This is a genomic window from Bacillus kalamii (assembly GCF_047238185.1).
Taxonomy (GTDB): domain Bacteria; phylum Bacillota; class Bacilli; order Bacillales; family DSM-1321; genus Bacillus_AD.
Window position 1 is genome coordinate 1,108,433 of the sequence record NZ_JBDFMI010000006.1, and the last position, 23,648, is coordinate 1,132,080.

Sequence of the window (23,648 nt, forward strand, 5' to 3'; positions counted from 1 at the left end):
AGATTATTGATATTATTCTATTATTTTGTGAAATGGATTGCTCTATTCCATAAGCAGAGGATAAAACGCACGACTTGCAATACCTGTTCGATATCAAACCTTTACATGTCTGTACTATTACTAGAATTGAAATTATCAGAAAGCGGTGATTGACATGGCTGAAAAAGCTGAGAAAAAAATGGGGCTTGGTCTTTTAGTAGCTGTTGGGGTTGGATCCATGATTGGTGGAGGAGTATTCAACAGTCCGACGGATTTAATTTCGGTGGCCAATCCGATACCTACATTGATGGCTTGGGTAATCGGTGGGGCAGGGGTTATCTTCCTTGCATTGATATTCAAGCTTCTTGCAGAGACACGGCCAGATCTTAAAGGCGGTATTTACTCATATGCCAGAGCAGGTTTCGGGGATTTCATGGGATTCTTATCCACTTGGGGATATTGGGTTAGTGGATGGTTCGGAAATGTAGCCTTCTTTACATTAATCATTAAAACAACAAATAGTTTATTGGGACCTGAACATCAACTTAAACCGATTGTAGCCTTCTTATTGGCATCTGCCATTCTATGGTTTGTCGTTTGGCTACAAACAAGAGGAGCGAAAAGCGTAGGTATCATCAACTTTATTGTAACAATTGCAAAGCTATTGCCTCTTGCATTGGTTATTATTCTTGGAATCTTTGTCTTTGATCCTTCCATCTTTGCTGTGGACAATTGGCAAAATACTTTGGCAAGTGCCGCAGATTCATCATTATCTGCTACATCTATTGGCTCACAAATTGGCGCTGCGATGGGTGTCATTCTATGGTGCTTCATTGGTGTTGAAGCTTCTGTTGTCCTTGCTGAAAAAGCAGAATCAGCCAAAATTGTCGGAAAAGCAACAGTATTCAGTATTGTTATTACTTTATTGATCTACATTGGAATTTCTGTTATCGCCATGGGGGTTATTCCAGCAGACCAGCTTGCTCAAGCAGGTACGCCACTTGCAGAAGTATTGGGTGCAACTGTTATTGGCGGTGCCGGTGCTGTCATCGTTAAGGTTGGTATTCTTGTATCCTTATTGGGTGCCTTGTTGACATGGGTAATGATTGCAGCACAACTTCCATATGTGGCTGCTAAAGAAGGTATCTTGCCTAAAATGTTTGCTAAAGAAAATTCAAAAGGCGTACCTACCGGTGCTTTATATATCACAAACGGAATTGTACAAGTATTCTTCTTAGTGCTATTGTCCGATAAGCTTCAAAACATGTATAACACATTATTGTTATTAGCAACAACTTGTATCTTGATTCCATATCTGCTGTCTTCTCTATATGCCTTTAAAGTCTGCAGAGAAGACAAATTAAGCACAGGAAAATTAATCATTTCTGCAATCGCGGTCATTTACTCAATTTATGTCATTTTCGCTGTCGGCCTTGTGTTCCTTGGTGCATCATTTATCCTCTATGCAATCGGAATGTTTGCCTTCATTAAAGCGAAGAAAGAAAATAATAAACCGATTACCGGAGGAGAAAAATTGGGGATTGCCATTGTTTCCATCATCGGTATTGTGATGATTATCCTTTTGGCTACCGGCGTGATTTCATTGTAAGCGGATAAAGGGTTCAACGGAGATGGCTATATAGATTTTTCAAATGGAACAGACAAATGATTTATATAGAGCAATAGATTCACTTTTATAAAACCTTCCTTATCTTCTGTCAAATAGGGAAGGTTTTTTACTATATCCCAAAAATGGAAAAGCATCTTTGATATCCTCCTTTTATGATGAAAGAGGGGGGATATATTATGAGAAAAACCGATTTATCAGTGAATGGCCATGCAGACAGAGTTTATCTTCAGCTTCAGTTTTGGTCACAGTTCTTCTTCACCAGTGTATTTACCGTGAACTTACTTTATCAAGTTACGATTGTCCAATTGAATCCATTTCAGTTGGTTCTGGTAGGAAGCGTTTTGGAACTCACGGTTTTGCTGTTCGAACTGCCTACGGGAATAATGGCTGACAGAATAAGCCGGAAAAAATCGATCATAATTGGTTATTCTTTGATTGGATGTGGATTTATTATGGAGGGGGCGGTTCCTGAGTTTACTGCAGTGCTCGTTTCACAATTTCTTTGGGGGATCGGTTATACATTTACGAGTGGTGCAACCCAAGCATGGTTAGCAGATGAGATAGGGAGTGATAAAGCTTCAGCCGTATTTGTAAAAGGGGCGCGAAAAGAGAACGCAGCCAAATTTTTGGCCATTCCAGCCAGTATTCTATTTGGATTTGCGAGTCTAAACCTTCCTATTCTATATGGGGGGATCGGAATGATCTTCCTATCAATATTATTGATTTTCTTTATGCGGGAAAACCATTTTGAAGGGCAAAGTTGTACTATCCATTCAATAAGGGAATATGCAAAAGAGACAGTAAAGCATATTATCTCTTTTTGCCGATCAAGCGCCCTTATGAAATTATTACTGGCCATAACCATTTGCTTTGGCTTTTTTAGTGAAGCATTTGATCGTTTATGGATTTCGCGTCTCCTGCAAAATCCTCTATTACAGCAGTTGAACCATGATTATTCGATATTACTGATTGGAGGCATCCAGTTTTGTGTGGCTCTTGCCTCGTTTTGGCTTTTGCGTTTTTTTGATGGATATGCTCTCTTTCGGCACAGGTCTCAATTATATAAAATGTTGATGCTTTGTTCGGCCATCATTATTCTTTCTTTAGTAGGTTTTGCATGGAGTGATAAGGCAGTTTTGCTCCTGTTTTTCTATTGCTCTATTTTTGTGGCAAGAAGCATTATGTCTCCTCTTGAAGACATTTGGTTGAACAGTATTATTGGTCAATCAACTACTCGTGCCACCTTTTTTTCAGTCCGTGGGCAGGTTGATGCAATCGGCCAAATTGCTGGAGGGCCTGTTATTGGGGGAATAGCTGTACGGTCTTCCATAGCTATTGCCTATACAGCCAGCGCGGCCATTCTATTGCCTGCTTTACTTCTATACTATAAAGCAATGAAAAAAACCGGCTGACAGAGGTATAACATGAGATAAAGGAGGATTCTTCACATTGTTATACCTCTTTTGCTAAAAGAGGTAAATAGATGTACATGCATACTTTATCATATACCCATGAATGGCATAGCTCATCATAGAGCTCGAAGTCATAATGTCGCTCATCCACTTCATATCCAGAAGAAGGAAGCCATTCTTCAAGTATGTAATTCCATGTACCTGTGATGCTTGCTGTAAATTCGGAAGGGGGAACCAACGGCGTCTTGAATACTGCATAGTCAGCCGGAGGCAATGTCAGTGCTTTCATGCCATCCGGAATAGCCTCTTCAGCTTCGCAGGACAGGGCAAATAAATAAACGAATTGGTTTTTATTTTTGCGAATATTAATGCAGTATTCACCGTGCTTGATGGGAGATAGAATTTCATAGAGTTTTGCCTCCACATGACCATCGTCCAATCCTTCTTTTGACCAAAAAGCGGGCGCATCCCTAGTAAATAAAATCTCTTTTTCTTGAAAGATAAATTCATATCCTATTGCAAAAACTGTTTCGCTTTTAATCATTTTAGGCTGTAAAAGAGTTCCTCCGACTTTTTTAGACAGTAATTTGGATAGATTCGGTTTTGGGGGCAGCGAACGCGGACAATGCAGGCTATATAAGCTTGGAGGGCTGCCAAAACAGCGCTTGAAAGCTTTCGTAAAGCCGGCATGTGTCTCAAAGCCGTATTCAAAAGCAGCATCTATTATTTTTTTCCCTTGCCGAATTTCCCATAAAGCATGCTGCAATCTCCTTTTGTTGATATAGTCCATGACCGGACTGCCCGTATAATGATTGAATAATGTATAGAAATGATAGGTGGAGTAGCCGGCCATTGCAGCTAATTCATGGGCAGTAAGGCGCTCCTTTAAATGCTGTTCGATGTAATCTATGGATGATTGTATAGTCGATATAGGCTGCATATTTCCTCCGCAAAAATGAATAGATAACTAGATGTTACCATATATAACCAAAATATTTAAGAGGATGCATAGTTGCCAAGTAAAAGATCAGCATCCACAAAAATTGTCGAAACTTATTTTCTTCTCAAACACCCATTGCTATGACACTTCAAAAGGGCGCCACAAACGCTCTCGGAATAAGTTATCCCCAGGCATATTAAGCACTTAGAGTATCTCCTAAAGGCAGGCATTCTCCCTGTAAGGCATCTCTATCCAGACATTTTTCTTATAGAAGTGCAGCTGTTTTAGTACCTAATATAGCCAAAAAGGAGATCCGTCACTTTCAGCGAACAAACATAAGTATACAATTTTTAGATAAAGGCGGGATTTGTTTGCGGGAAATCATTAGGAATGAAGAAGATGTTTTGAATATGCTGGATGCATTGCTTAAGGAAAAAGCAACGTTCCAGTGGGATGCTTTTTATGGCAATCGGGAAAGAAATGTCCCTTTTTTTAAAGATGCACCGGATGAAAATCTAAAGAGTTATTTTGAAAGAGGCATAATCTTGCCATGTTCCTCGCTAGAGTTGGGATGCGGCCCAGGCAGAAATGCTTTTTTTCTGGAAGAACAGGGCTGCAAGGTGGATGCCATCGATTCTTCGGAGGAAGCAATTGCTTGGGCAAAAGCTAGGGCAGGAAAAAAAGAATCTTTAGTTGCGTTCTATTGTGAAAACATCTTTGGTACGGAGATTATTGAGAAACAATATGGCCTGGTATACGATTCTGGTTGCTTTCATCACATTCCACCGCATAGACGGGGGAATTATATGGAATTAATCAATAAGGCTTTGGCTCCGGGCGGACATTTTGGCCTTGTATGCTTTATGGTCGACGGGACTTATGGGGGTTCCTCTCAAAGTGATTGGGATGTGTATCGACAATACAGTATGCAGGGAGGAATGGGGTATACGGAAGCTTCATTAAAGGATATATTTTCGTTTCTGGAGGTTGTAGAAATGAAGCCAATGAAAGATGTCGGTAATAATCCGTCCATGTTTGGCGTTGACGGCCTATGGACTGCGTTGTTCGCAAAAAAATAGATGCATGATAACGCGCGGTCATCCATTGTGGGGCCTCTTTAAAGGTTGAAGACCATTCGGCTTTACTTGCAGGGCCAATCCAGACCAATGGCTGCCTGGATATAGAAAAGCACAATCGTATATACGTATTTTCTGATAGATCTTTCAACCATCCAAAAATACGCTGTGGAAACACATGAAGGTCACACAGTATTCACAGAGGCCCTGTATATTTGCGATAGTAAATGTATGGGGGGAAACTGATGAAACAAAAATGGTATTGGGGTGTTTTGTTTGGATTATTTCTATTGCTAGTGGCGGCATCCATCTTTCCGACCGTGAGCAGCAAGGCGGCCATCACTAAAGAAGGTGTAGTCGATGTGCCATCCGCACTGGTCAAAAGTGTACCAAGCACTAACGCTAAGACGATCGGAAAGCTAAAGAATGGACAAAAGATTCAAGTGATAAAACAGACTAAATCCGGTTGGGCAGAATTTATGTACCAGAAGAAAAAAGCATATGTATCAAGCAAACATATTCGCTTTTACCAAAAGGTATCATTGGCCACAGTTAAAAAAATCACTGATCGCGTAACGAATCTTCAAGCAGGCATTATGGATAAAAAATGGACGGAAAATCAGATTCGCAAAGCAATGGATCCAGGGTTTACAAAAGAATATATCGATAAATATATGGCTCTTACCCGTATGGCTGTAGGGAAGGATAAAAAAGGGAATATCATCTATGGGAAAAACGAAAAAGATTCTACGGACTTCTACATTGAACCATTCGATTGGTACTTGAAAGTGTCCAAAAAAGAACCGGTCGCCACCTATTATACGAAAGAAGGCACAGATTATTTGAAGGTCTCTCAATATAATCCAGAGAACGCCCTCTATCTTCCGCATTGGAAGAACCTGTATATGATCAAAAAACCAAATTCAGATTGGAAAGTGTATAATGTCAGTTTTAATCTATAAGCGGGCCTAATAGGTCCGTATTTTTTTTATAAAATTCTCACCTTTAAGCAGAGCTTGTATTAAGCTTGTCGGGGATAAGCAGGCGCTTTCCGCTTTTGTTTCATCCAGCTGCAGGGACCAGCCACTAGTGAACTTCCCCACCATCTTCTACGATAAGTCAACATTGAATCGCTGCGCTTTTCGTGTTTCCTATATCTCAAGAATGAGGGGTCCAGTTCATACGTGGCAAAACGGCCCCTTCCGCTTTTGTTCTCATCCAGCTGCAAGCGCCACCCCCTCGAGGTCTTAAGCCATGGCACTATCAAAGGCAAAGAGCAGCCTTTGTCAGCACCCCGACTTAAGCTTGTCGGGGGTAAACAGGCCCCTTCCGCTTTTGTTTCATCCAGCTGCAGGGACCAGCCACTAGTGAACTTCCCCCTCATCTTCTACGATAAGTCAACATTGAATCGCTGCGCTTTTCGTGTTTCCTATATCTCAAGAATGAGGGGTCCAGTTCATACGTGGCAAAACGGCCCCTTCCGCTTTTGTTCTCATCCAGCTGCAAGCGCCACCCCCTCGAGGTCTTAAGCCATGGCACTATCAAAGGCGAAGAGCAGCCTTTGTCAGCACCCCGACTTAAGCTTGTCGGGGGTAAACAGGCGCTTTCCGCTTTTGTTTCATCCAGCTGCAAGCGCCATCCCCTCGAGGTCTTAAGCCGTGCCGCTGTCAAAGGCGAAGGGCGGCCTTTGTCAGCACCCCGTCTTAAGCTTGTCGGGGATAACCAGGCGCTTTCCGCTTTTGGAGTATGAACACATGAAATTCACATCTTTATTCTACAATGGCGGTAAATGATAAATAATGGTTTTATTTCCTTTCGTTGCTATAATAGGATGGAAGTTTTTATGTTCTTCTTGGAGGTTGCCAGTGAATTATAATGTGTTGATTGTAGAGGATGAGGCGTTAGTAAGAGAGATTATCGGCGACTATTTTGAGGAAGCGGGATGGAATATTTACGAGGCAGAAACTGGGAGGGAGGCCCTCAGGTTATTTCCCTTACAGCCGGTTGATCTGGTGCTGCTTGATGTCATGCTTCCGGAATTGGATGGATGGACAGTTTGCAGGAGAATTAGGCAAATGTCGGATGTCCCAGTCATTATGCTTACAGCGCGCGGTGAAGAAGATGATAAATTGCTGGGATTTGAAATGGGTGTGGATGACTATATGACGAAGCCGTTCAGTCCCCGCGTTCTTTTGGCAAAGGCGCATGCATTAATGAAAAGGCGGGATGGGATTGTGAGCGCCGAAAAACCTGCCATGAAATTTGGTGGCTTGGCAGTCAATCATAAATCTCATATTGTGACTGTAGGAGGCGAGAGAATCGATTTATCGCCTAAAGAATATGATGTTCTTTTATATTTAATTAAACATAAAGACATGGTTATGACGCGGGATATGCTTTTGGATGCCGTTTGGGGAATGGATTTTTTCGGTGATGCAAGGACGGTTGATACACATATTAAAAAGCTTCGGGCTAAGCTTGGGCAGGAAAGTAAACGGATTGTGACTGTAATACGATTGGGATATAAGTTTGAGGCGGGAGAATGAAAAGCATCAGCATTGTTTGGAAGCTCTCGATTCTTACATTTATTGTACTTGTCTCTTTTTTTGGCATCCTATTATTCTCCCAGACGCTCTTTTTTGAAAAATTTTATATTTACCATAAAGGGAGTGAGCTGGAGAAACAATTGCGGGAGGCCAAAAAAGGGATTGCGCGGGCCCCAGGCAATGAAGAGGTCATGGCTGCATATGCCGGGCAATTCATGGAAAAGAATAATGCCACTTTCAATGTGGTAAGGGATATCCCAAGCGTCTATCCGATAAACCCCTATCGTATAAAGATAAGAACGGAAGGTGAAATAAAGCTGCTGATCCTGACTGAGGAGGGCATGAGCCTTGACCGGATCCCAAACAGGCTGAAAGCTGGGGATAAGATTATAGCGGACGGCTTTTATATGGATGAGCAAGATAAAGTGATGGACCCTGTACAGGTGCAATTGGATGATGGGAATACGGCCGAGTTGCCGGAGGGCTTATCCCGGACAGAGGGAACGGTTGTGGAATTGAACTTGCCTAAAAACCAGTCCTTCAATTCCTATTATCAGGATAGTTTATCAAGCAATATCCTGCTCTCGATCTCGGCTAAGAAAGAAAGGATAAAGGAGTTGGATAAAGGGGAGAAAGTGCAGGTCGAATGGCAGGATAATGTCAGCGGCATCCATTATGTAGTCGTTCTTTTGCCGCTTTCGTTGCCTGATGGGTCACCGCAATATGTAATGGCTTATACTTCCATACAACCTGTTGACGAAGCGATTGAAACAATGAAGCAGTATTATATTTATCTTGCAGGGGCAGGGGTCATCGTCTTGTTCCTGCTCAGTTACTTCTATTCAAAAATGGTGGCAAGGCCGCTTGTATCGTTAAATAAAGTGGCAGGGCATTTGGCCAATCTGGATTTCGATGTGCATATGCCGAAGAGAAAAAAGGATGAGATAGGCGAATTATCAGAAAGCATGCAAAGCATGGCCAATCAGTTGAAAACGACGCTTGGCGAATTGAAGGCAGCAAATGAACAGCTTCAGCTGGATATTTTAAGAAAGCAGCAAACCGAACAATTGCGCAAAGAATTCACAGCTAATGTTTCCCACGAATTGAAAACACCTTTAGGTATTATCCGAGGTTTTACGGAAGGGCTGCAGGATGGCATTGCAGAGAAAAAAAAGGAACGCTATTTGAACCATATTCTCCATGAAGTCGAGCGGATGGACGAAATGGTATTGGACCTGCTCCAATTATCGAAGTATGAAGCAAATGTTATGAAGCTGGATTGCCAATCGTTTTTGCTGGCTGGTCTTCTTGATGATGTAATTGATCTCTTTGGGGTTGAACTGGAAGAGAGAAAATTGTACATTGACTGCCAATCGGCAGGTACTCTTGCCGTTTATGCCGATGAGAAAAAAATAAGCCAAGTGTTCATTAATATTCTCAGTAATGCAATCAGGCATGCATCGCCGAATACGGCAATCAAAATGATGGTCATCGACCACGGTGGGCAAATAGAAATCCAAATCGAAAATAGAGGAAATGCAATTCCCGAAAATAGGCTGGATCGGATATGGGATCAATTTTACCGGATTGATCCTTCGAGGGACCGTAAAATTGGGGGAACCGGCCTGGGCTTGGCTATTGTCAGCCAAATACTGCAGCTCCATGGCTGTGATTACGGGGTGATCAACATAGAAAATGGGGTTAGGTTTTACTTTTATTTAGAGAAAGGGGATGTTATGAGCGATGAACCGAATTAAAACTTTACTGGCAGCGGTATCCATTCTTGCAGTATGTGCGCTTGGAGCCTGCGAAACGCCTGGCCAACATAATAAATCCGAGAAGGTAAACAGAGTGCAACCGGAGGAAAAAATAGATACGGAAGAAAAAAGCGAGAGCGGTCAATCATCACCGGACAAGGAAAACTCTTCGACCAGTAATCAATTGTTCATGATCATTGATCAAACACAGATCGAACCTCCCAATCATTTTTATTTTAGTGTTAAAAAAGCGCCTGAAGGCTATAGATTGTATAATATGGCCTGGAAAGGCAAGCATCCTGTAAGCAATACATTCGATGAGGCTGTTGAAAATGGAAGAACAGGAGACAACGGTTTTTATTTTTCCGGCGACAGACAATTTTCCGGTTTTTTCTATGATGAAAAAGAGAAAGGAGACAAGGGAGAGGTGCAATTCACTTTCAAAAATGATCAAGGTAAAATCCTGATATGGAAGCATGCCATCACATTGAAGTGAAGGGTATCTACAGATTATCCCTTGACAATTTGCACCAATAAGCGTTACGGTAAATAATAGAAATGAATATGTTGCTAGGGGTGCCTGTAACGGGCTGAGACTTTACCCTTATTACCTGATCTGGATCATGCCAGCGTAGGAAAGCGAAAACTACCTTTTATTTGCGTATATTAAAAGATAGAAGCCATTTTCCTTTTTATCGGAAGATGGCTTTTTTTATAGGCTGTGAATCGTCCGTTTTCAGTATAATCAAAAATACATGGCTATCTATTCCATTCTATTGTTCTTCCAGCCTGGTAAGGTGCTTCAGCTTCGTTATTCTTTTCCATCTTATTCATTGGAACAGGAGGTTCTTGAATTGCGGAATTACCGAAAAGCCGTTCTATCGATTGCAGGTTCTGATTCATCAGGAGGCGCAGGCATACAGGCTGATGTAAAGACATGCTCGGCGCTTGGGGTTTACGGAATGAGTGTCATTACGGCAATCACAGCCCAAAATACTAAAGGCGTTTCGTTGGTGGAGGATGTGTCCCCTCAATTAGTGGCAGAACAGGTGAAAATGGTGATGGATGATATATTTCCTGAATCAATTAAAATAGGGATGGTTTCCAGCGCTGCGATCATTGAATCGGTCGCTGCCGTTTTGGAAAAGTACCCTATTAGGAATCTGGTGGTCGATCCGGTCATGGTTTCGAAAAGCGGCTATCACTTACTGTCCTTGGATGCGGAATGTGCATTAACGGAAGTGCTCCTTCCCCTTGCCGACCTAGTTACGCCTAATATTCCGGAAGCGGAAGTGCTATCAGGAATGAAGATTCATAGCTTGGGAGACATGGAGAAGGCAGCCAGAAAAATCCTAATGTCAGGTCCGTCGATGGTTTTGGTAAAGGGAGGGCATTTATCAGGCGCAGCGAAAGATATTCTTGTAAGTAAAGATTCTGTGCGTGTATTCCAATCTGAACGGATCGGCAAACCCAATACACATGGGACTGGCTGCACGCTTTCTTCCGCCATTGCGGCCCACCTTGCCTTAGGCTTTCAGATGGAGGAAGCTGTCGAGTTAAGCAAGCGTTATGTGACTGAAGCAATCGGACACAGCTTCCAAATTGGCGGCGGAATTGGCCCTGTCCATCATTTTTACCAATGGGAGGAGCATTTTAAATGATTGTACATGAACTCAGTTCACTGTTTCAGCGAGTAAAAAAACAAAGGCCGTTAATCGTCCATTATACGAACGAAGTCACTATCAATGATTGTGCCAATATCACATTAGCCTGCGGTGCAAGTCCCCTGATGAGCTATAACGATGCGGAATTGGAGGATATTATGGATATTGCGGATGCAGTTGTCATCAATATCGGCACTATGAATACAGCCAGGCTTCCGCTGTTTTTTGAAGCGGGAAAGGCTGCAAATGCATTTGGAAAACCTATCATTCTTGATCCTGTTGGCGTTTTTGCTTCAAAAGAAAGGATGAATTTTACTGAAAAGCTGCTTCAAGAAATCCAATTTGCCGTCATAAAAGGCAATATGGCTGAGATTCAGGCATTATCAGGCATGCAGGCTGAGGGAAAAGGGGTGGATGCAGATGAGAGCGGCAAAATGGATGCCAAAGAATTAATGAAGCTTGCTTCATCTCTCCGTACAGTCATTGCAGCGACTGGTAAAGAGGATATCATTGGCGATTATTCAAGAGTAGCTTTAGTAAAAAACGGAACTCCGGCATTAAAGGCGGTGACGGGAACCGGCTGTATGACAGCAAGCTTAATAGCAAGCTGTTCAGCCGTTGCCGATGATTATTTGATGGGTGCTTCAGCGGGAGTTCTGGCCATGTCCTTATGCGGTGAACTAGCTGACCGGGATGGATCGGGAACTGGTACATTTAGAGTCAAATTGATGGATGAAATGTATCGTCTGGTTCCAGAAGTGATAGGCCAAAAAGGGAAGGTGGAGTGGAAAGAATGGTAACCGATGAATTATACGATGTTAGCAAAGAGATTTGGCAAGCCTATTTGGTCCATCCTTTTGTTGAAGAGATGAGAACAGGAAAGCTGGATAGAGGGAAGTTCGAACACTATTTGATTCAGGACTACCTATACTTGAAGGAGTATGCCAAAGTTTTTGCGCAATGTATGGTAAAATCATCCACTTTGGAAGAGATGCGTTTTTTTCATAACGGAATCAGTAATCTCCTCAATGTGGAAAGTGGCGTGCACATCGAGTATCTTCGGAGCATGGGGCATATCATTGAAGATCTGGAAAAAGAACGGGCCGATGAAGTGACTGAAGCGTATACCAATCATATGAAAGGGATTGCACTGACTGGAGACCTGAAGCAATTGGCCGTTGCCATGCTTCCCTGTGTGTGGAGTTATTATGAAATCGGGATGCATATGGTTAAAAATCAAGAGGATGCTGAGGGTACTATATATAAAGAATGGATTGCAGCTTATTCGGATAACGGCTATGCCGGCATTTGCCGGGATTGGCTGGAGTATACAAACCGGCTTATCGCCAACTGTACGGAAGAAGAAGCAGAAAAATTATCAGCCATATTTAGGACATCCAGTTTATACGAGCTTCGTTTTTGGGATAATGCTTATATGAATGAGGCTGTTAAGTTTGAGTAGAAGAAAATTATTAGAGAGTAAACTAGGCGTTTATGTTGTTTCCGATACAGAATTATTGAAGGAGAAGGGGTTCATGCCTTCTATGAGGCATGTGCTCGAAGGTGGAGTGAAAGCTATTCAATTGCGTGAAAAGGATTGCACTGCATCGGAATTCCTCGAGAAAGCGAAGGAGCTCAGAGAACTGACGCAAACATACGGAGCCTTGTTTTTTGTCAATGACCGTATTGATATTGCTCTACTCTCGGGTGCGGATGGCGTCCATATCGGCCAAAAGGATGTCCCGCTTGCCGATGCCCGTTGTTTGATGGGGGAAGGAGCCTATATAGGTGTTTCCGTCCAAACGGTACAGCAAGCGGTTGATGCGGAAAGGGAAGGGGCTGACTATGTGGGCGTGGGAGCGATGTTCAGCACTGAACGTAAGAAAGATGCAATACGTGTAACAATAGGAACGTTACAGAAAATAAGGGAGGCAGTGTCTGTTCCAATCGTTTTGATTGGTGGATTGACGCTTGATAATAGAGCTTTTTTTTCTGGAATAAAAGTAGAGGGTTATGCTGTTATTTCAGCTATTTTAGGGGCTGAGGATATACAAGCAGAGGCAGAAAAATGGGTTATTCCGTAATTTGCTAATATTTTCTTTCTCTAATTATGCTGAGTACTGGCTATAATGGATAGTATTCTGAACGTGATAGGATGAAGACTTTGATTAAAGCAGGAATTGCCTTATTGATCAGCGGAATAGCTCTCTCATTGGTTTCTACCTTTTTATTGAATGAGCAAACGCCTTATTTGAATTACATCCAGACTGCGGGTTTTCTGATAGGCGTAATAGGTTTATTCATGATGGAAAGAAACCGGGTAAAGGCAAAGGCAGAGAGCAGAAGAAAACAAAGAACTGAAAAATGACAGCCGCAGGTTGTCATTTTTCGTGTTTTGATAGGCAGGAACGTTTATAATCTGTATAGATGTCCAAATGGCCGAATACATAGGAAAAGGAGTGGAGAAATGTACTTGACGGTGAAGGAAGCAGCGGAATACTTATCCGTTTCGCCGACTTATGTGGAGCAGCTCATTCTGAATAATAAAATCAGGACGCTTTACGATGGCGAACAGCATTTAATTTACAAAAACCAATTTAAGACGCATTTTGAACAACTGGAGAAATACCAATATTTAATCGATGAGATTCAAAGTGAACCTATACCGGAAGATATGGATATTAAGGATGAAGACTAATGTTTTCATCCTTTTTTTGCGCATTTTATTCGTCATTAGGATTTTTGTGAAAATCAACCTGAGTCAGCATTTTCAGCAATTCTCTTAAAGCGAAGGACTGATAGGCGCCCTTTTTTGTGATAATCCCAAGCGTCCATGGGAGTGCAGGCTCCCCTATCGAAATGATTTTGACATTTTCATTATTTTGTTTCTGGTAGATGGAACGGGGCAACAGAGTGATGCCGAGGTTTGAAGCAACCAGCTCAATGATTAAATCCCACTGGGAGCTCCGGTACGAGATTTCAGGGATAAATCCGCTTTTTTCACATGCATGTATGACATAGTCATGCAAGGTGAAATCTTCTGAGAATAAAATGAATCTTTCATCCTTTAATTGTTTCAAAGGCACTATTTCTTGCTGTGCCAAGTGATGGTTTTCATGGATGTACAAAACAAATTCGTCTTGAATAAAAGGATAGGTATTGAATACGTCCTCATTTGCCGGCAATACAACTATTCCCAAGTCTATCTCTCCATGTTCGACATATTGGCCGATCACTTTAGCTCCCCTTTCAACCAGTTCAAGTGTAACCTTCGGGTATTTAGCATGGAACCGATGGGCGATTTCCGGAAAAAATAGCGTGCCGATCAAAGGTGGAATGCCAATCTTAATTTCACCGGCAGCGATATCCCGAAGATCATCCAACAGAACATTCAGTTCAGCAAGGGCCTGTGCCGCCTTTTGACCCTGGCGAAAAACAATCCTACCCGCGTCCGTTAGCTGAAGGTGCCTGGTTGAACGGTCAAATAGTGTTACTTGAAGTTCCTCCTCTAATTTTTTAACTGCCTTGCTCAAGGATGGCTGGGTTACATAGGAATGTGCCGCAGCTTTTGTGAAGCTTTTATGGCTGGCTACTTCCATAAATGATGTAATATCTCTTAATTCCATGGATACCTCCTATTTATTCGTTTTTCGCATGAATAGTATTCTTAATATTCATTTTACTTATAGGCCATCTGGTTGTAAACTTCATTATGTTACTAACATTTGTTATATCCATATATTAAAAAATCCTAGCTGAAACAGGGCGCAATTCTTTTGGGATAATGGTTAATAATGTAATATGTGTGATTAATCGTAATGTTGTCTATTGTGCAGATATGGATTTTTAAGGGTGAAAATGCTATTTGAATAATTTTATGGAGCTGAATGGAAACGATATACGATTATCCTAAACAACGGATTATAGCAGATGAGAAGTAAGAGAACATGGAGGGAGCCAAAAATGAAAAGGCTTTTTTGGCAGGAGAAAGGAAATCACAGGGAAGGGGTGAGATTGCTTGATTAGCATTCTTGTAGGTTTAATTTTACTTATGGCTCTTGCTTATTTAGGTTGGTCCATTATTTGGGTAGCGCCTGTTGTGGCCGGAGTGGTTGCATTGATGAGCGGCCTCAATGTATTTGATACGTATACAGGGACTTATATGGAAGGGTTGGTCGGATTTGTCCAAAAATGGTTCCCTATATTCTTGCTGGGGGCTGTTTTCGGAAAACTTATGGAAGAAACAGGGGCGGCTAAATCGGTTGCCCGCCAGGTTACTAGATTAATCGGCAAGAAGAGGGCAATTTTAGGGGTGCTCATTGCTTCCGCTTTATTAACCTATGGTGGTGTGAGTTTGTTTGTCGTTGTATTTGCCATTTATCCGATAGCCCTGGAATTATTTAGGGAAGCGAACGTCTCAAGAAAACTGCTTGTCCCGACCTTTGCGCTCGGTGCATTTACATTTACGATGACATCGATGCCGGGGACAGCGCAGATACAGAATTTGATACCGATGGATTATTTTCATACGACACCTGCTTCAGGTTTGATCATAGGTATTGTAACGACTCTTATTATGGCTGTAGGGGGCTATTTTTGGCTTGCTTTCAGGCAGCGGATGCTGACTTCCAAGGGTGAAGTGTTTACAGAGCCGAAACATACGGAAGCAGACCATTCAACGGCGGATGAAAAGGTGCCTAATTGGATTATCTCGTTAATTCCGCTCATTGTCGTTGTCGTGTTACTGAACGTCTTAAAGCTAGAGCCGATTTTTGCTTTATTGCTTGGTGTGTTAAGCATCATGATTATTAATCTGAAAGACTATAAAAAATTTGTTTTTTCTATCAATGAAGGAGCGAAAGGCTCTGTGATGGCCATTCTTAATACGAGTGCAGCTGTTGGCTTTGGGGCGGTCATTGCCGTAGTGCCGGCGTTTGAGCATATTACATCCTGGCTGCTTCATATCTCAAGCAATCCGTTGGTCGCAGAATCTTTTGCCGTCCAAGTCATGTCGATTATCACAGGTTCCGCTTCAGGAGGGATGGGAATTACGCTTACTGCTTTGGGGGACACGTTTTATCACATGTCCCAGTCGACGGGCATCAGCCCGGACGCTTTCCACCGAATGGCTGCGGTTGCCTCGGGAGCATCCATCTTTCCGAATAATGGTGCTCTCTTAACATTATTGGCTGTTACAGGCATGACCCATAAAGAAACTTATAAAGATGTGTTTGTCGTGGCTTTCTTGATCCCGACGATCGCTATGGTTGTCGGTATCATAATGGGTGCTGTCGGATTGGTTTAAGGACAAAAGGGTATAGAAAAACAAACAGAAAAAGTGGAGGAATGCTATCATGGTTGAAAACAAAGTGGTTATTATTACAGGGTCTGCACGGGGAATCGGTTTTGAAATTGGAAAACATTTTGCTGTAAACGGGGCGAAGGTGGTCCTTTCCGATATTAATGAAGAAATGGTCAAAGAATCTGCACTTTCGCTTGAAAACCAAGGATATCAATCAATAGGGGTTAAAGCGGATGTAACAAAAGAGGAAGATCTTCAACAGTTGGTCAAAATAGCGAAAGAAACATATGGATCAGTGGATATTGTCATCAATAATGCCGGCTTGCAGTATGTATCGCCGTTGGAAGAATTCCCAACAGCCAAATTTGAGCTAATGCATCGCATCATGCTGATTGCACCTTTTATTTTGACAAAAACGGTATTCCCAATCATGAAAGAACAAGGATTCGGCAGAATAATAAATATTGCTTCTATTAATGGTTTAGTAGGATTTGCCGGAAAAGCCGCTTATAATAGTGCAAAGCATGGCGTTATCGGTTTAACAAAAGTAGCTGCCTTAGAGGGGGCCGAGCACGGAATCACTGTCAATGCCCTATGCCCTGGATATGTCGATACACCTCTTGTGCGCGGCCAAATGGCTGATTTGGCCAAGACACGCAATGTCCCGGTTGAGGATGTATTGGCAGAGGTCCTTCTGCCATTAGTGCCGCAGAAAAAATTATTGAGCGTTAGCGAAATCGCGGATTATGCTTTGTTCCTAGCAAGCGATAAAGCTAGAAGTGTCACAGGACAAGCCGTTGTTATAGATGGAGGATATACAGCTCAATAATGCTGGTATAGATTAAGAAAGGTTCAGGCTGCCGGTTTTTCGGCAGCTTTTTATGTATAGGATTTGTTCGTCAGCCTAGTTGCTAACCGCTCTCTTTGTTTCACGGATGCACCCTATTGTTTAAGTAGAGAGTATATAAAAAAGCTTCTTACTCAAGAAAAAGGACTCAATCGAGCAGGAAGATGTACAATTGTTACTTTGAATTTAACGCTTTCATTAATTCATTCGGATTTTCGGATCCGACAACAACAGTTTTATTTCCTCTTAATTTTAATTCTATTCCCTTGCTTCCTCCCATATTATAGGCAGTTTCTCCATTAAGATTAATACGAATGCCCCATCCTCCGAATCGTGCCAGCGAGTTATACGTAATGCTTGAATACTCGACTATATCCTTGAATAAAAATGACTTATACTGGAAATGAAACGGCGCAAATCGCACATAAAGTCCATCCTTACGAACCTCAGTTATTAGCTTAAATCCCAGTAATAGCCCTGATGGGAATGCAATCCCAAAAATAACCCAAAGAATGGTTAACACTGTGTTAGGTGCAGGCTTATCACCGAATGGAATGCCGAAAATGACCTGTTTGATGAAACCGTACCACATTAATGTGGCGATGGCTAAAATTAAAATCCAAAACCAAATTTGGCGGGGGCGTTGAACCTCCCGAAAGATAAAACCCTCTTGTTTTTCCATTTTACAAGACTCTCTTTCCTCTAAAAAAGTGTAAAATTCTTGCAAATCCATAGTGATTGATATCAATTTATAACTAAAACGCCCTGTTTGTTCAGAAAAAAGAATGCTAATAAGCAACTTTGTATTTAAGCTCTCAGCGCCGTTCGTTTAAATAGTTTTCGATCCCTTTTTTATGTTTAACAACTACTAACTTGTTACTATATTTGCCGAACTTAATAATCAATTTTGATTTACCGACTTCTTCAAAATATCGATTCCATTTAAACAATTTTAAGAAAATTTTTAGTGTAGGCTTATAATTTGCCTTTTCTAATTTGACTTTTTGCAATACAAATCGTCTGATGATTCGATAGGTCCTTATCGAATATTTGGTATCTAAGAAAATAATTAATTCCGCATTCAGAAAGCTATTTGCCACCCAATCTTCGGTATGAACTCCCTCAATAATCCAAGTTTCAGAATGAATAATAGAATCTAAATACTGATTTCTTTCTTCATCTGTTCTTCTTATATCTCCAGATTTTTGTCTTTTCCACACTACATTATCTAATTCATAAAATGGTATATTTAGTTTTGAAGATAATTCTTTCGCTAATGTGGTTTTTCCACTTCCCACGGAACCGATAATATGAACTTTTTTAGGCGTTTTATTGTCCACTCTAAATCACCCTTATTAAAAAGAAGCTTGTTTGTAAAATAATTCTATATTGGGGTAAATGTGTCCTCTTTCTACTTGTGCTAACCTGCACCGTTTGTTCCAGACGAAAAAGAGCTGAGTACATACTTGTTATATAACCCAATAAACAATAATATTGATTTAATTTGTATCTATTCAACCACCCTGCCACGATAGCCCCATCATAAAAAAGAACTGAAAAATCCTTGATATGGGAGTAAAGCTCCAGGTAGTGCAAAATAATAGTTTTTATATTGGCAAACTCATAGTAATTGTTCTGAGGTTAAATCCTAATTTTTCATACAGTTTAATTGCTTGATTTCCTGCAAATGCACTTAGACGGACTTCTGAATATCCATCTTGTTTCAGATAATCAATACCTGTTCTCATTAACATTTTGGAAATTCCTTTTCCTCTAAATTCTTCTAAAACAAATAGTTCATAAATAAATCCATTGATCTTATCAGTAAATTGATCTTTGCTTGAACCTATTAGAATCCAGCCCATTAATCTATCATTTTCTATTGCGATTAAATAATAGTTCCCCTTCCTTAAGAGTGGTTCAATAAGCTGTTCAATTTTTTGATTAGTGGGTCTTACTTCACCTAACGTACCATCAAATACAGCTTGTGGAGAAAGTGATAAAATTCTTTGGAGTTCCAAGTCGCTTGGTTTTCTAATATCCATTAATTAAGTCCATTCCTTTCGATTTCCTTTTGAGGAAACGATTTCAGTTAGAGCCTATTTTATATTGTTTTCGATATTAATAAAGGAAATCCTTCTTCCCCCTAATTTTCCACGTTATTTTAATAAAAGAATTTGACAACAGCCCCTTTTATTCAAATAACGCTCTGTAAACTAAAAATAGGTTCAATTGGTTTACCCGAAATGGTGGAGATGAAGATTTTGGAAGAGAATGTATCCAAATTTGGATACATAAAAATATGAACCATATTATGCTGTCGTGTATTCCCGGGGGATATAGGAACGAGAGGCGGAGTGGTTATAAATGAAACCAATCCGGGACCGGGATTGACTTACGGATATATTGCTGCGATGGATTGTAAAAATAACTAAAGGATCTTATAAAGGAAAACATGCCTCAAAATAAATGTGAAGGCATGTTTTCCTTTATATAGCGATAGCTGCTTTTATCGATTTATTGTTACATAAACATGTGCAATTCCTTAGGATTGCAAATAATCAAGGGCAGTGGCCAGCATGACCTTGGCAGCGATCAGCATGCTTTTCTCATCGATATCGAACATGGCATGGTGATGGGGATAATCGGCTCCTATCTCCGGATTGCCCGCGCCTGTGAAAAAGAAGGTTCCGGGTACTTTTTGCAAATAATAGGCGAAGTCTTCTCCTCCCATATTGGGATTCACCTCAATCGTATGGTCACGTCCTACCAGTTCAATGCTGTTTTTGGCAAGAAGGGCAGTTTCCTCCGGATGGTTAATGACCGCAGGGTAGCCCTTTTTGTAAGTGAAGGTGTAATCGGCTCCTGCTCCGGAACAAGCTGAAGCGATAATCTGCTCCATATGCTGTGCAATGGCTTCCTGGACGGATGGATCGAATGTACGGACTGTCCCGGTTATAGTGGCGGATGATGGAATGATGTTGAAGGCTTGTCCGGCATTAAATGTAGCCACTGTCAGGACAGCAGGCTGTAATGGATCAATCCGTCTGCTGACGATTTGTTGAAGCTGTTGGACGATGGACGTGCCAAGGGCAATCGGATCAATGGTTTCATGCGGATTTGCCCCATGTCCGCCTTTTCCCTTGATTTCAATTTCAAAGCCATCGGCGGCAGCCATGAAAGCGCCAGCGCGGTATCCGATGGTTCCTACAGGAAGCGGTGTCCACACATGGGTTCCAAAAATGGCATCGACTGATTCAAGACAGCCATCTTCGATCATAGGAAGTGCCCCTCCAGGCGTTATTTCTTCTGCGAATTGATGAATAAGCACTACATTTCCTTGGAGTTCTTCCTTCATGTGAGTAAGGACTTTGGCGATGGCCAGTAAAATGGACGTATGCGCATCATGTCCACATGCATGCATAACACCGGGTACATTGGAACGATAAGGTACATTTTTTTCATCCTGGATCGGCAATGCGTCAAAATCGGCTCGCAAGGCAACCGTTTTACCAGGCTTATTTCCGCGTATGTATCCCACTACTCCACGTCCTCCGACCGATTGCCGGACTTCAATGCCAAGCTTCTTTAATTGGTCTGCTATTTTTCTTGGTGTTTCGACTTCATGGAAGGAAAGCTCTGGATGCTGATGGAAATCTCTTCGCATCGCTACCATTTCGTCATACAAAAGATCCAGCTGTTTTTCGAATGATTTCATATTTACCCTCCTCGTTCTTATTAGTCCTAACTCTAAAACAACAAGTGATGCTATTCAAGGTGTATTTAGAAAAATTTGTTATTTGCCACTGGATTCACCTTCTTATGAATAGCCCTTTTCATAATGGTTAAGCTAATGGACAGATTTAATCTGAAGAAAGGAGAATAACAATGCTAACAATCAAGCCGTACATCATCACAGATCATTGCGAAGAAGCAATGAACTATTATAAAAATATTTTGGGCGGAGAAATCAAGAACGTCCATAGAGCTAAAGAAATGCCGATGTTTAAAGGGAACGAAGGGAAAATTCTGCAGGCACAATTGCATATAGGAAATCAAATCATCCATTTTTCGGATACGTTCCACGGTATTGTACATGGGGATGCAGTCAAAATCATTCTTGAATTTCATGAGGTTGCGGAAATTGAACGGGTATATGGTGCTTTGAAGCTGGAAGGAAAAATCCATTTAGAACTTCAAGAGACATTTTGGGGTGCCACCCATGCCAACCTGACCGATAAATATGGAGTCGGCTGGGTTTTAAATTATGAACACTCCAAATAATGATGCTTGTCCCGCCATTTGGGACAAGCATTTATTTAGTGGATGTAATTGGGCACTAGTTCAATAAAAGAAAGAGTCATTCCCTGCAAAATGAACAGGCAGACGGCTGCAGCCATAAGAAAAGCGAGGCTTATAAATAATAGTTTCACTGAACAACCAATAATAAATAAATAAACAAAAGGAAGAGTCTATTTTTTTCTAGTGTTCAAATTAATCTACTATTTATACTTTCTACGATGACTATAGCACCCTGCTTTTTTCTAAAAAAGCAGGGTGGGTAATAAGCATAGATTAAAAGGTTGAAGTTCTATTGGATGATGAATTATAATATATTGAAGAGTATGAAATTGATTATCATTATCGTTTAGGGGATGTCGGAGGGGAACTATGGAACTATCACAATTAATAAAAGATCGTCGTTCAATCAAGCGTTTTCAGAATCGCGAAGTGTCGGCTGAATTGATTACTGAGTTGCTGGACAGCGCAGTTTGGGCGCCAAATCATCATTTGACACAGCCATGGCGCTTCATTTTATTTAATGGGGAAGGCAGAGAAGTATTCGCCAATGCGGTTCGGGAATGGAAGATGGCAAAAGAAACCAATCCAACGAAAAAAGAAGAAGAAGGAGAGAAGCTCTATCAGAAGCTAATGTCCAATCCTGCCTTCTTATTGGTTGTTATGGAAGAGAATCCTATTTTAGCAAAAAGGGAAGAGGATTTTGCTGCAACAAGCTGTCTCATACAGAACTTTAGTCTGTTAGGCTGGGAGAAGGGGCTTGGCATGACGTGGCATACGCAGGGATGGCTTCATGAGCCGATTGTGCGCGAGGCAATCGGAATTAAACCGGGTGAACGGATTGTGGCCAATATCCATATGGGATATGCGGAAATAGTGCCTAAAGCGCAGCAACGAACACCTGCCAAAGAGCTTTTGACGGTGTTTGATGCATAATCAATAAATGGTGTATGATCTAAGTCCTTTCGATTAAAGAAGGGACTTTTTTAAATTGGAATAAGAGTTGGCAGGTTGATTCTGAGCCGGTAATGTGAAAAACGTAGGATATCTTCATGATAGACCATGTTTTCTGTCTACAGGGCGTTCATCCAGATTAGTTGACTGCCTCTATCTTCAGATGTAGCATGGATGGTATATATTTACTGTTGGAGGGGATAAACATGAAAGCCATTCAGTTTACAGAATACGGAACGACAGAAGTGTTAAAGTATATAGATATGCCTAAACCAGAGGTTAAACCTGGCTATGTACGGGTGCAGGTCAAAGCCGCAGGCGTCAATTTCGCGGAAATCATGAAACGCTACGGAACTTACCTGTCTCCGACACCGCTGCCGTGTGTGCCTGGCGCGGAGGTTGCCGGAATCATTGAGGAAACGTCGCCTGAAGTCACCGCTTTTTCAAAAGGAGACCGCGTAGTGGCATTGACGGAGGATGGAGGGTATGCCGAATATATATCTCTCCATGAAAGCCAGCTGATCAGGATACCAGAGAATGTAGATTATGTTCATGCAGCCTCTATTCTCCTCCAAGGACTGACTGCTTACCATACATTAAAAACGTCCGGGCAGTTAGCTGAAGGAGAAACAGTGCTTGTGCATGCTGCTGCAGGCGGCGTGGGATCATTCGCTGTTCAGCTAGCACGGTTATTCGGGGCTGGCAAGATTATTGCGACAGCCAGCACTGATGAAAAATTGGAGATGGCAAAATCACTTGGCGCAGACGTTTTGATTAACTATACAGAAAACAACTGGCAAGAGCAGGTGATGGAGCATACTGGCGGCAAAGGAGCGGATGTTATCCTTGAAATGGTCGGCGGGGATGTATTTAAGAAAAGCCTAAAATCACTAGGGAACTTTGGACGGCTTGTTATATACGGGAAAGCAGGCATGGCTGAGACTTCCATGGATCCAACAATCTTAATGCAGCGGAATACGAGCGTCATTGGGTTTTGGCTCGTTAGAATTATGCAAAGACCGGAACTGTATCGCCGAAGTGTTGAGGAGTTATTGAACTATATCTCAAGCGGCAAACTAAAAGTGAATGTGGGCGAAACCTTTAAATTGGAGGATGCTGCCGAGGCTCATGCCACATTGGAAGGACGCCAATCTACCGGGAAAATTGTATTAATTCCTTAATAAAGGAGAGGAGCAGAGCCAAGAGGCTCTGCTTTTTACATAGATATTCATATTCGTTTAT

At 41.6% G+C, this 23,648-nt stretch carries 24 protein-coding genes and 1 riboswitch; of the genes, 18 read left to right on the top strand and 6 right to left on the bottom strand.

Annotation, left to right across the window (positions count from 1 at the left end; all coding sequences use genetic code 11):
* The first annotated feature begins 154 nt into the window (after positions 1–154).
* On the top strand, positions 155–1,588 hold the full coding sequence (locus ABC357_RS23265; protein ID WP_412889880.1) for a basic amino acid/polyamine antiporter: 1,434 nt from the start codon (positions 155–157) through the stop codon (positions 1,586–1,588).
* Positions 1,589–1,785: 197 nt separating this feature from the next.
* Positions 1,786–3,021, top strand: coding sequence for an MFS transporter (locus ABC357_RS23270; RefSeq protein ID WP_412889881.1), 1,236 nt, complete (start codon positions 1,786–1,788; stop codon positions 3,019–3,021).
* A 40-nt stretch (positions 3,022–3,061) separates the two neighbouring features.
* Here ABC357_RS23270 and ABC357_RS23275 read toward each other — a convergent pair whose 3' ends face one another.
* Positions 3,062–3,961, bottom strand: a complete 900-nt coding sequence (locus ABC357_RS23275; protein WP_412889882.1) for an AraC family transcriptional regulator — start codon at positions 3,959–3,961, stop codon at positions 3,062–3,064.
* A gap of 371 nt (positions 3,962–4,332) precedes the next feature.
* Between ABC357_RS23275 and ABC357_RS23280 the strand changes: the two genes are divergently transcribed.
* The 11 genes from ABC357_RS23280 (at position 4,333) to ABC357_RS23330 (ending at position 13,702) form a co-directional block, all read left to right on the top strand.
* The gene (locus tag ABC357_RS23280; RefSeq protein ID WP_412889883.1) at positions 4,333–5,040 is read left to right on the top strand and encodes a class I SAM-dependent methyltransferase; all 708 of its coding nucleotides are present in this window, start codon (positions 4,333–4,335) and stop codon (positions 5,038–5,040) included.
* 242 nt (positions 5,041–5,282) lie between these two features.
* Positions 5,283–5,999: an SH3 domain-containing protein gene (locus ABC357_RS23285; RefSeq protein ID WP_412889884.1), complete on the top strand. Its 717-nt coding sequence runs from the start codon at positions 5,283–5,285 to the stop codon at positions 5,997–5,999.
* A gap of 903 nt (positions 6,000–6,902) precedes the next feature.
* Positions 6,903–7,583: a response regulator transcription factor gene (locus ABC357_RS23290; RefSeq protein ID WP_412889885.1), complete on the top strand. Its 681-nt coding sequence runs from the start codon at positions 6,903–6,905 to the stop codon at positions 7,581–7,583.
* Positions 7,580–9,340: a sensor histidine kinase gene (locus tag ABC357_RS23295; protein ID WP_412889886.1), complete on the top strand. Its 1,761-nt coding sequence runs from the start codon at positions 7,580–7,582 to the stop codon at positions 9,338–9,340. Before ABC357_RS23290 ends, ABC357_RS23295 begins: the two co-directional genes overlap by 4 nt.
* Positions 9,327–9,836, top strand: coding sequence for a hypothetical protein (locus ABC357_RS23300; protein ID WP_412889887.1), 510 nt, complete (start codon positions 9,327–9,329; stop codon positions 9,834–9,836). The genes ABC357_RS23295 and ABC357_RS23300 overlap by 14 nt, the downstream gene beginning before the upstream one ends.
* A gap of 66 nt (positions 9,837–9,902) precedes the next feature.
* Positions 9,903–9,995: riboswitch (TPP riboswitch) on the top strand.
* Between the two features lie 199 nt (positions 9,996–10,194).
* On the top strand, positions 10,195–11,001 hold the full coding sequence (gene thiD / locus ABC357_RS23305; protein WP_412889888.1) for a bifunctional hydroxymethylpyrimidine kinase/phosphomethylpyrimidine kinase: 807 nt from the start codon (positions 10,195–10,197) through the stop codon (positions 10,999–11,001).
* Positions 10,998–11,804, top strand: a complete 807-nt coding sequence (gene thiM / locus ABC357_RS23310; RefSeq protein WP_412889889.1) for a hydroxyethylthiazole kinase — start codon at positions 10,998–11,000, stop codon at positions 11,802–11,804. The genes thiD and thiM overlap by 4 nt, the downstream gene beginning before the upstream one ends.
* On the top strand, positions 11,798–12,466 hold the full coding sequence (gene tenA, locus ABC357_RS23315; RefSeq protein ID WP_412889890.1) for a thiaminase II: 669 nt from the start codon (positions 11,798–11,800) through the stop codon (positions 12,464–12,466). Before thiM ends, tenA begins: the two co-directional genes overlap by 7 nt.
* Positions 12,459–13,088 carry a thiamine phosphate synthase gene (thiE, locus tag ABC357_RS23320; protein WP_412889891.1) on the top strand — a complete coding sequence of 210 codons (630 nt, stop codon included), beginning with the start codon at positions 12,459–12,461 and terminating at the stop codon, positions 13,086–13,088. Before tenA ends, thiE begins: the two co-directional genes overlap by 8 nt.
* Before the next feature lie 80 nt (positions 13,089–13,168).
* A complete protein-coding gene (locus tag ABC357_RS23325; protein WP_412889892.1) occupies positions 13,169–13,372 on the top strand; it encodes a hypothetical protein in 204 nt (67 codons plus the stop codon).
* A gap of 99 nt (positions 13,373–13,471) precedes the next feature.
* A complete protein-coding gene (locus ABC357_RS23330) occupies positions 13,472–13,702 on the top strand; it encodes an excisionase family DNA-binding protein (protein WP_412889893.1) in 231 nt (76 codons plus the stop codon).
* 25 nt (positions 13,703–13,727) lie between these two features.
* On the opposite strand, the gene ABC357_RS23335 is transcribed toward ABC357_RS23330, so the two are convergent.
* Entirely contained in the window at positions 13,728–14,630 is a 903-nt protein-coding gene (locus ABC357_RS23335; RefSeq protein WP_412889894.1) for a LysR family transcriptional regulator, read from the bottom strand.
* A 392-nt stretch (positions 14,631–15,022) separates the two neighbouring features.
* Between ABC357_RS23335 and ABC357_RS23340 the strand changes: the two genes are divergently transcribed.
* Together ABC357_RS23340 and ABC357_RS23345 are read left to right on the top strand one after the other, a co-directional pair.
* Positions 15,023–16,309 carry a GntP family permease gene (locus ABC357_RS23340; RefSeq protein WP_412889895.1) on the top strand — a complete coding sequence of 429 codons (1,287 nt, stop codon included), beginning with the start codon at positions 15,023–15,025 and terminating at the stop codon, positions 16,307–16,309.
* Between the two features lie 49 nt (positions 16,310–16,358).
* Positions 16,359–17,135: a 3-hydroxybutyrate dehydrogenase gene (locus ABC357_RS23345; RefSeq protein ID WP_412889896.1), complete on the top strand. Its 777-nt coding sequence runs from the start codon at positions 16,359–16,361 to the stop codon at positions 17,133–17,135.
* Positions 17,136–17,328: 193 nt separating this feature from the next.
* Here ABC357_RS23345 and ABC357_RS23350 read toward each other — a convergent pair whose 3' ends face one another.
* The 4 genes from ABC357_RS23350 to ABC357_RS23365 form a co-directional block, all read right to left on the bottom strand.
* Positions 17,329–17,835, bottom strand: coding sequence for a DUF6141 family protein (locus ABC357_RS23350; protein ID WP_412889897.1), 507 nt, complete (start codon positions 17,833–17,835; stop codon positions 17,329–17,331).
* A gap of 133 nt (positions 17,836–17,968) precedes the next feature.
* Positions 17,969–18,493: an AAA family ATPase gene (locus ABC357_RS23355; protein ID WP_412889898.1), complete on the bottom strand. Its 525-nt coding sequence runs from the start codon at positions 18,491–18,493 to the stop codon at positions 17,969–17,971.
* A 267-nt stretch (positions 18,494–18,760) separates the two neighbouring features.
* Positions 18,761–19,198: a GNAT family N-acetyltransferase gene (locus ABC357_RS23360; protein ID WP_412889899.1), complete on the bottom strand. Its 438-nt coding sequence runs from the start codon at positions 19,196–19,198 to the stop codon at positions 18,761–18,763.
* A 500-nt stretch (positions 19,199–19,698) separates the two neighbouring features.
* Positions 19,699–20,871, bottom strand: coding sequence for a M20 metallopeptidase family protein (locus ABC357_RS23365; RefSeq protein ID WP_412889900.1), 1,173 nt, complete (start codon positions 20,869–20,871; stop codon positions 19,699–19,701).
* 170 nt (positions 20,872–21,041) lie between these two features.
* Here ABC357_RS23365 and ABC357_RS23370 point away from each other — a divergent pair, with 170 nt between their 5' ends.
* The 3 genes from ABC357_RS23370 (at position 21,042) to ABC357_RS23380 (ending at position 23,587) form a co-directional block, all read left to right on the top strand.
* Positions 21,042–21,437 (top strand): VOC family protein, encoded by a 396-nt coding sequence (locus tag ABC357_RS23370; RefSeq protein WP_412889901.1) that lies wholly within the window; start codon positions 21,042–21,044, stop codon positions 21,435–21,437.
* A 387-nt stretch (positions 21,438–21,824) separates the two neighbouring features.
* Positions 21,825–22,388, top strand: coding sequence for a nitroreductase family protein (locus tag ABC357_RS23375; protein WP_412889902.1), 564 nt, complete (start codon positions 21,825–21,827; stop codon positions 22,386–22,388).
* 224 nt (positions 22,389–22,612) lie between these two features.
* Complete coding sequence (locus tag ABC357_RS23380) at positions 22,613–23,587, top strand: quinone oxidoreductase family protein (protein ID WP_412889903.1); 975 nt, start codon at positions 22,613–22,615, stop codon at positions 23,585–23,587.
* Positions 23,588–23,648 lie beyond the last annotated feature (61 nt).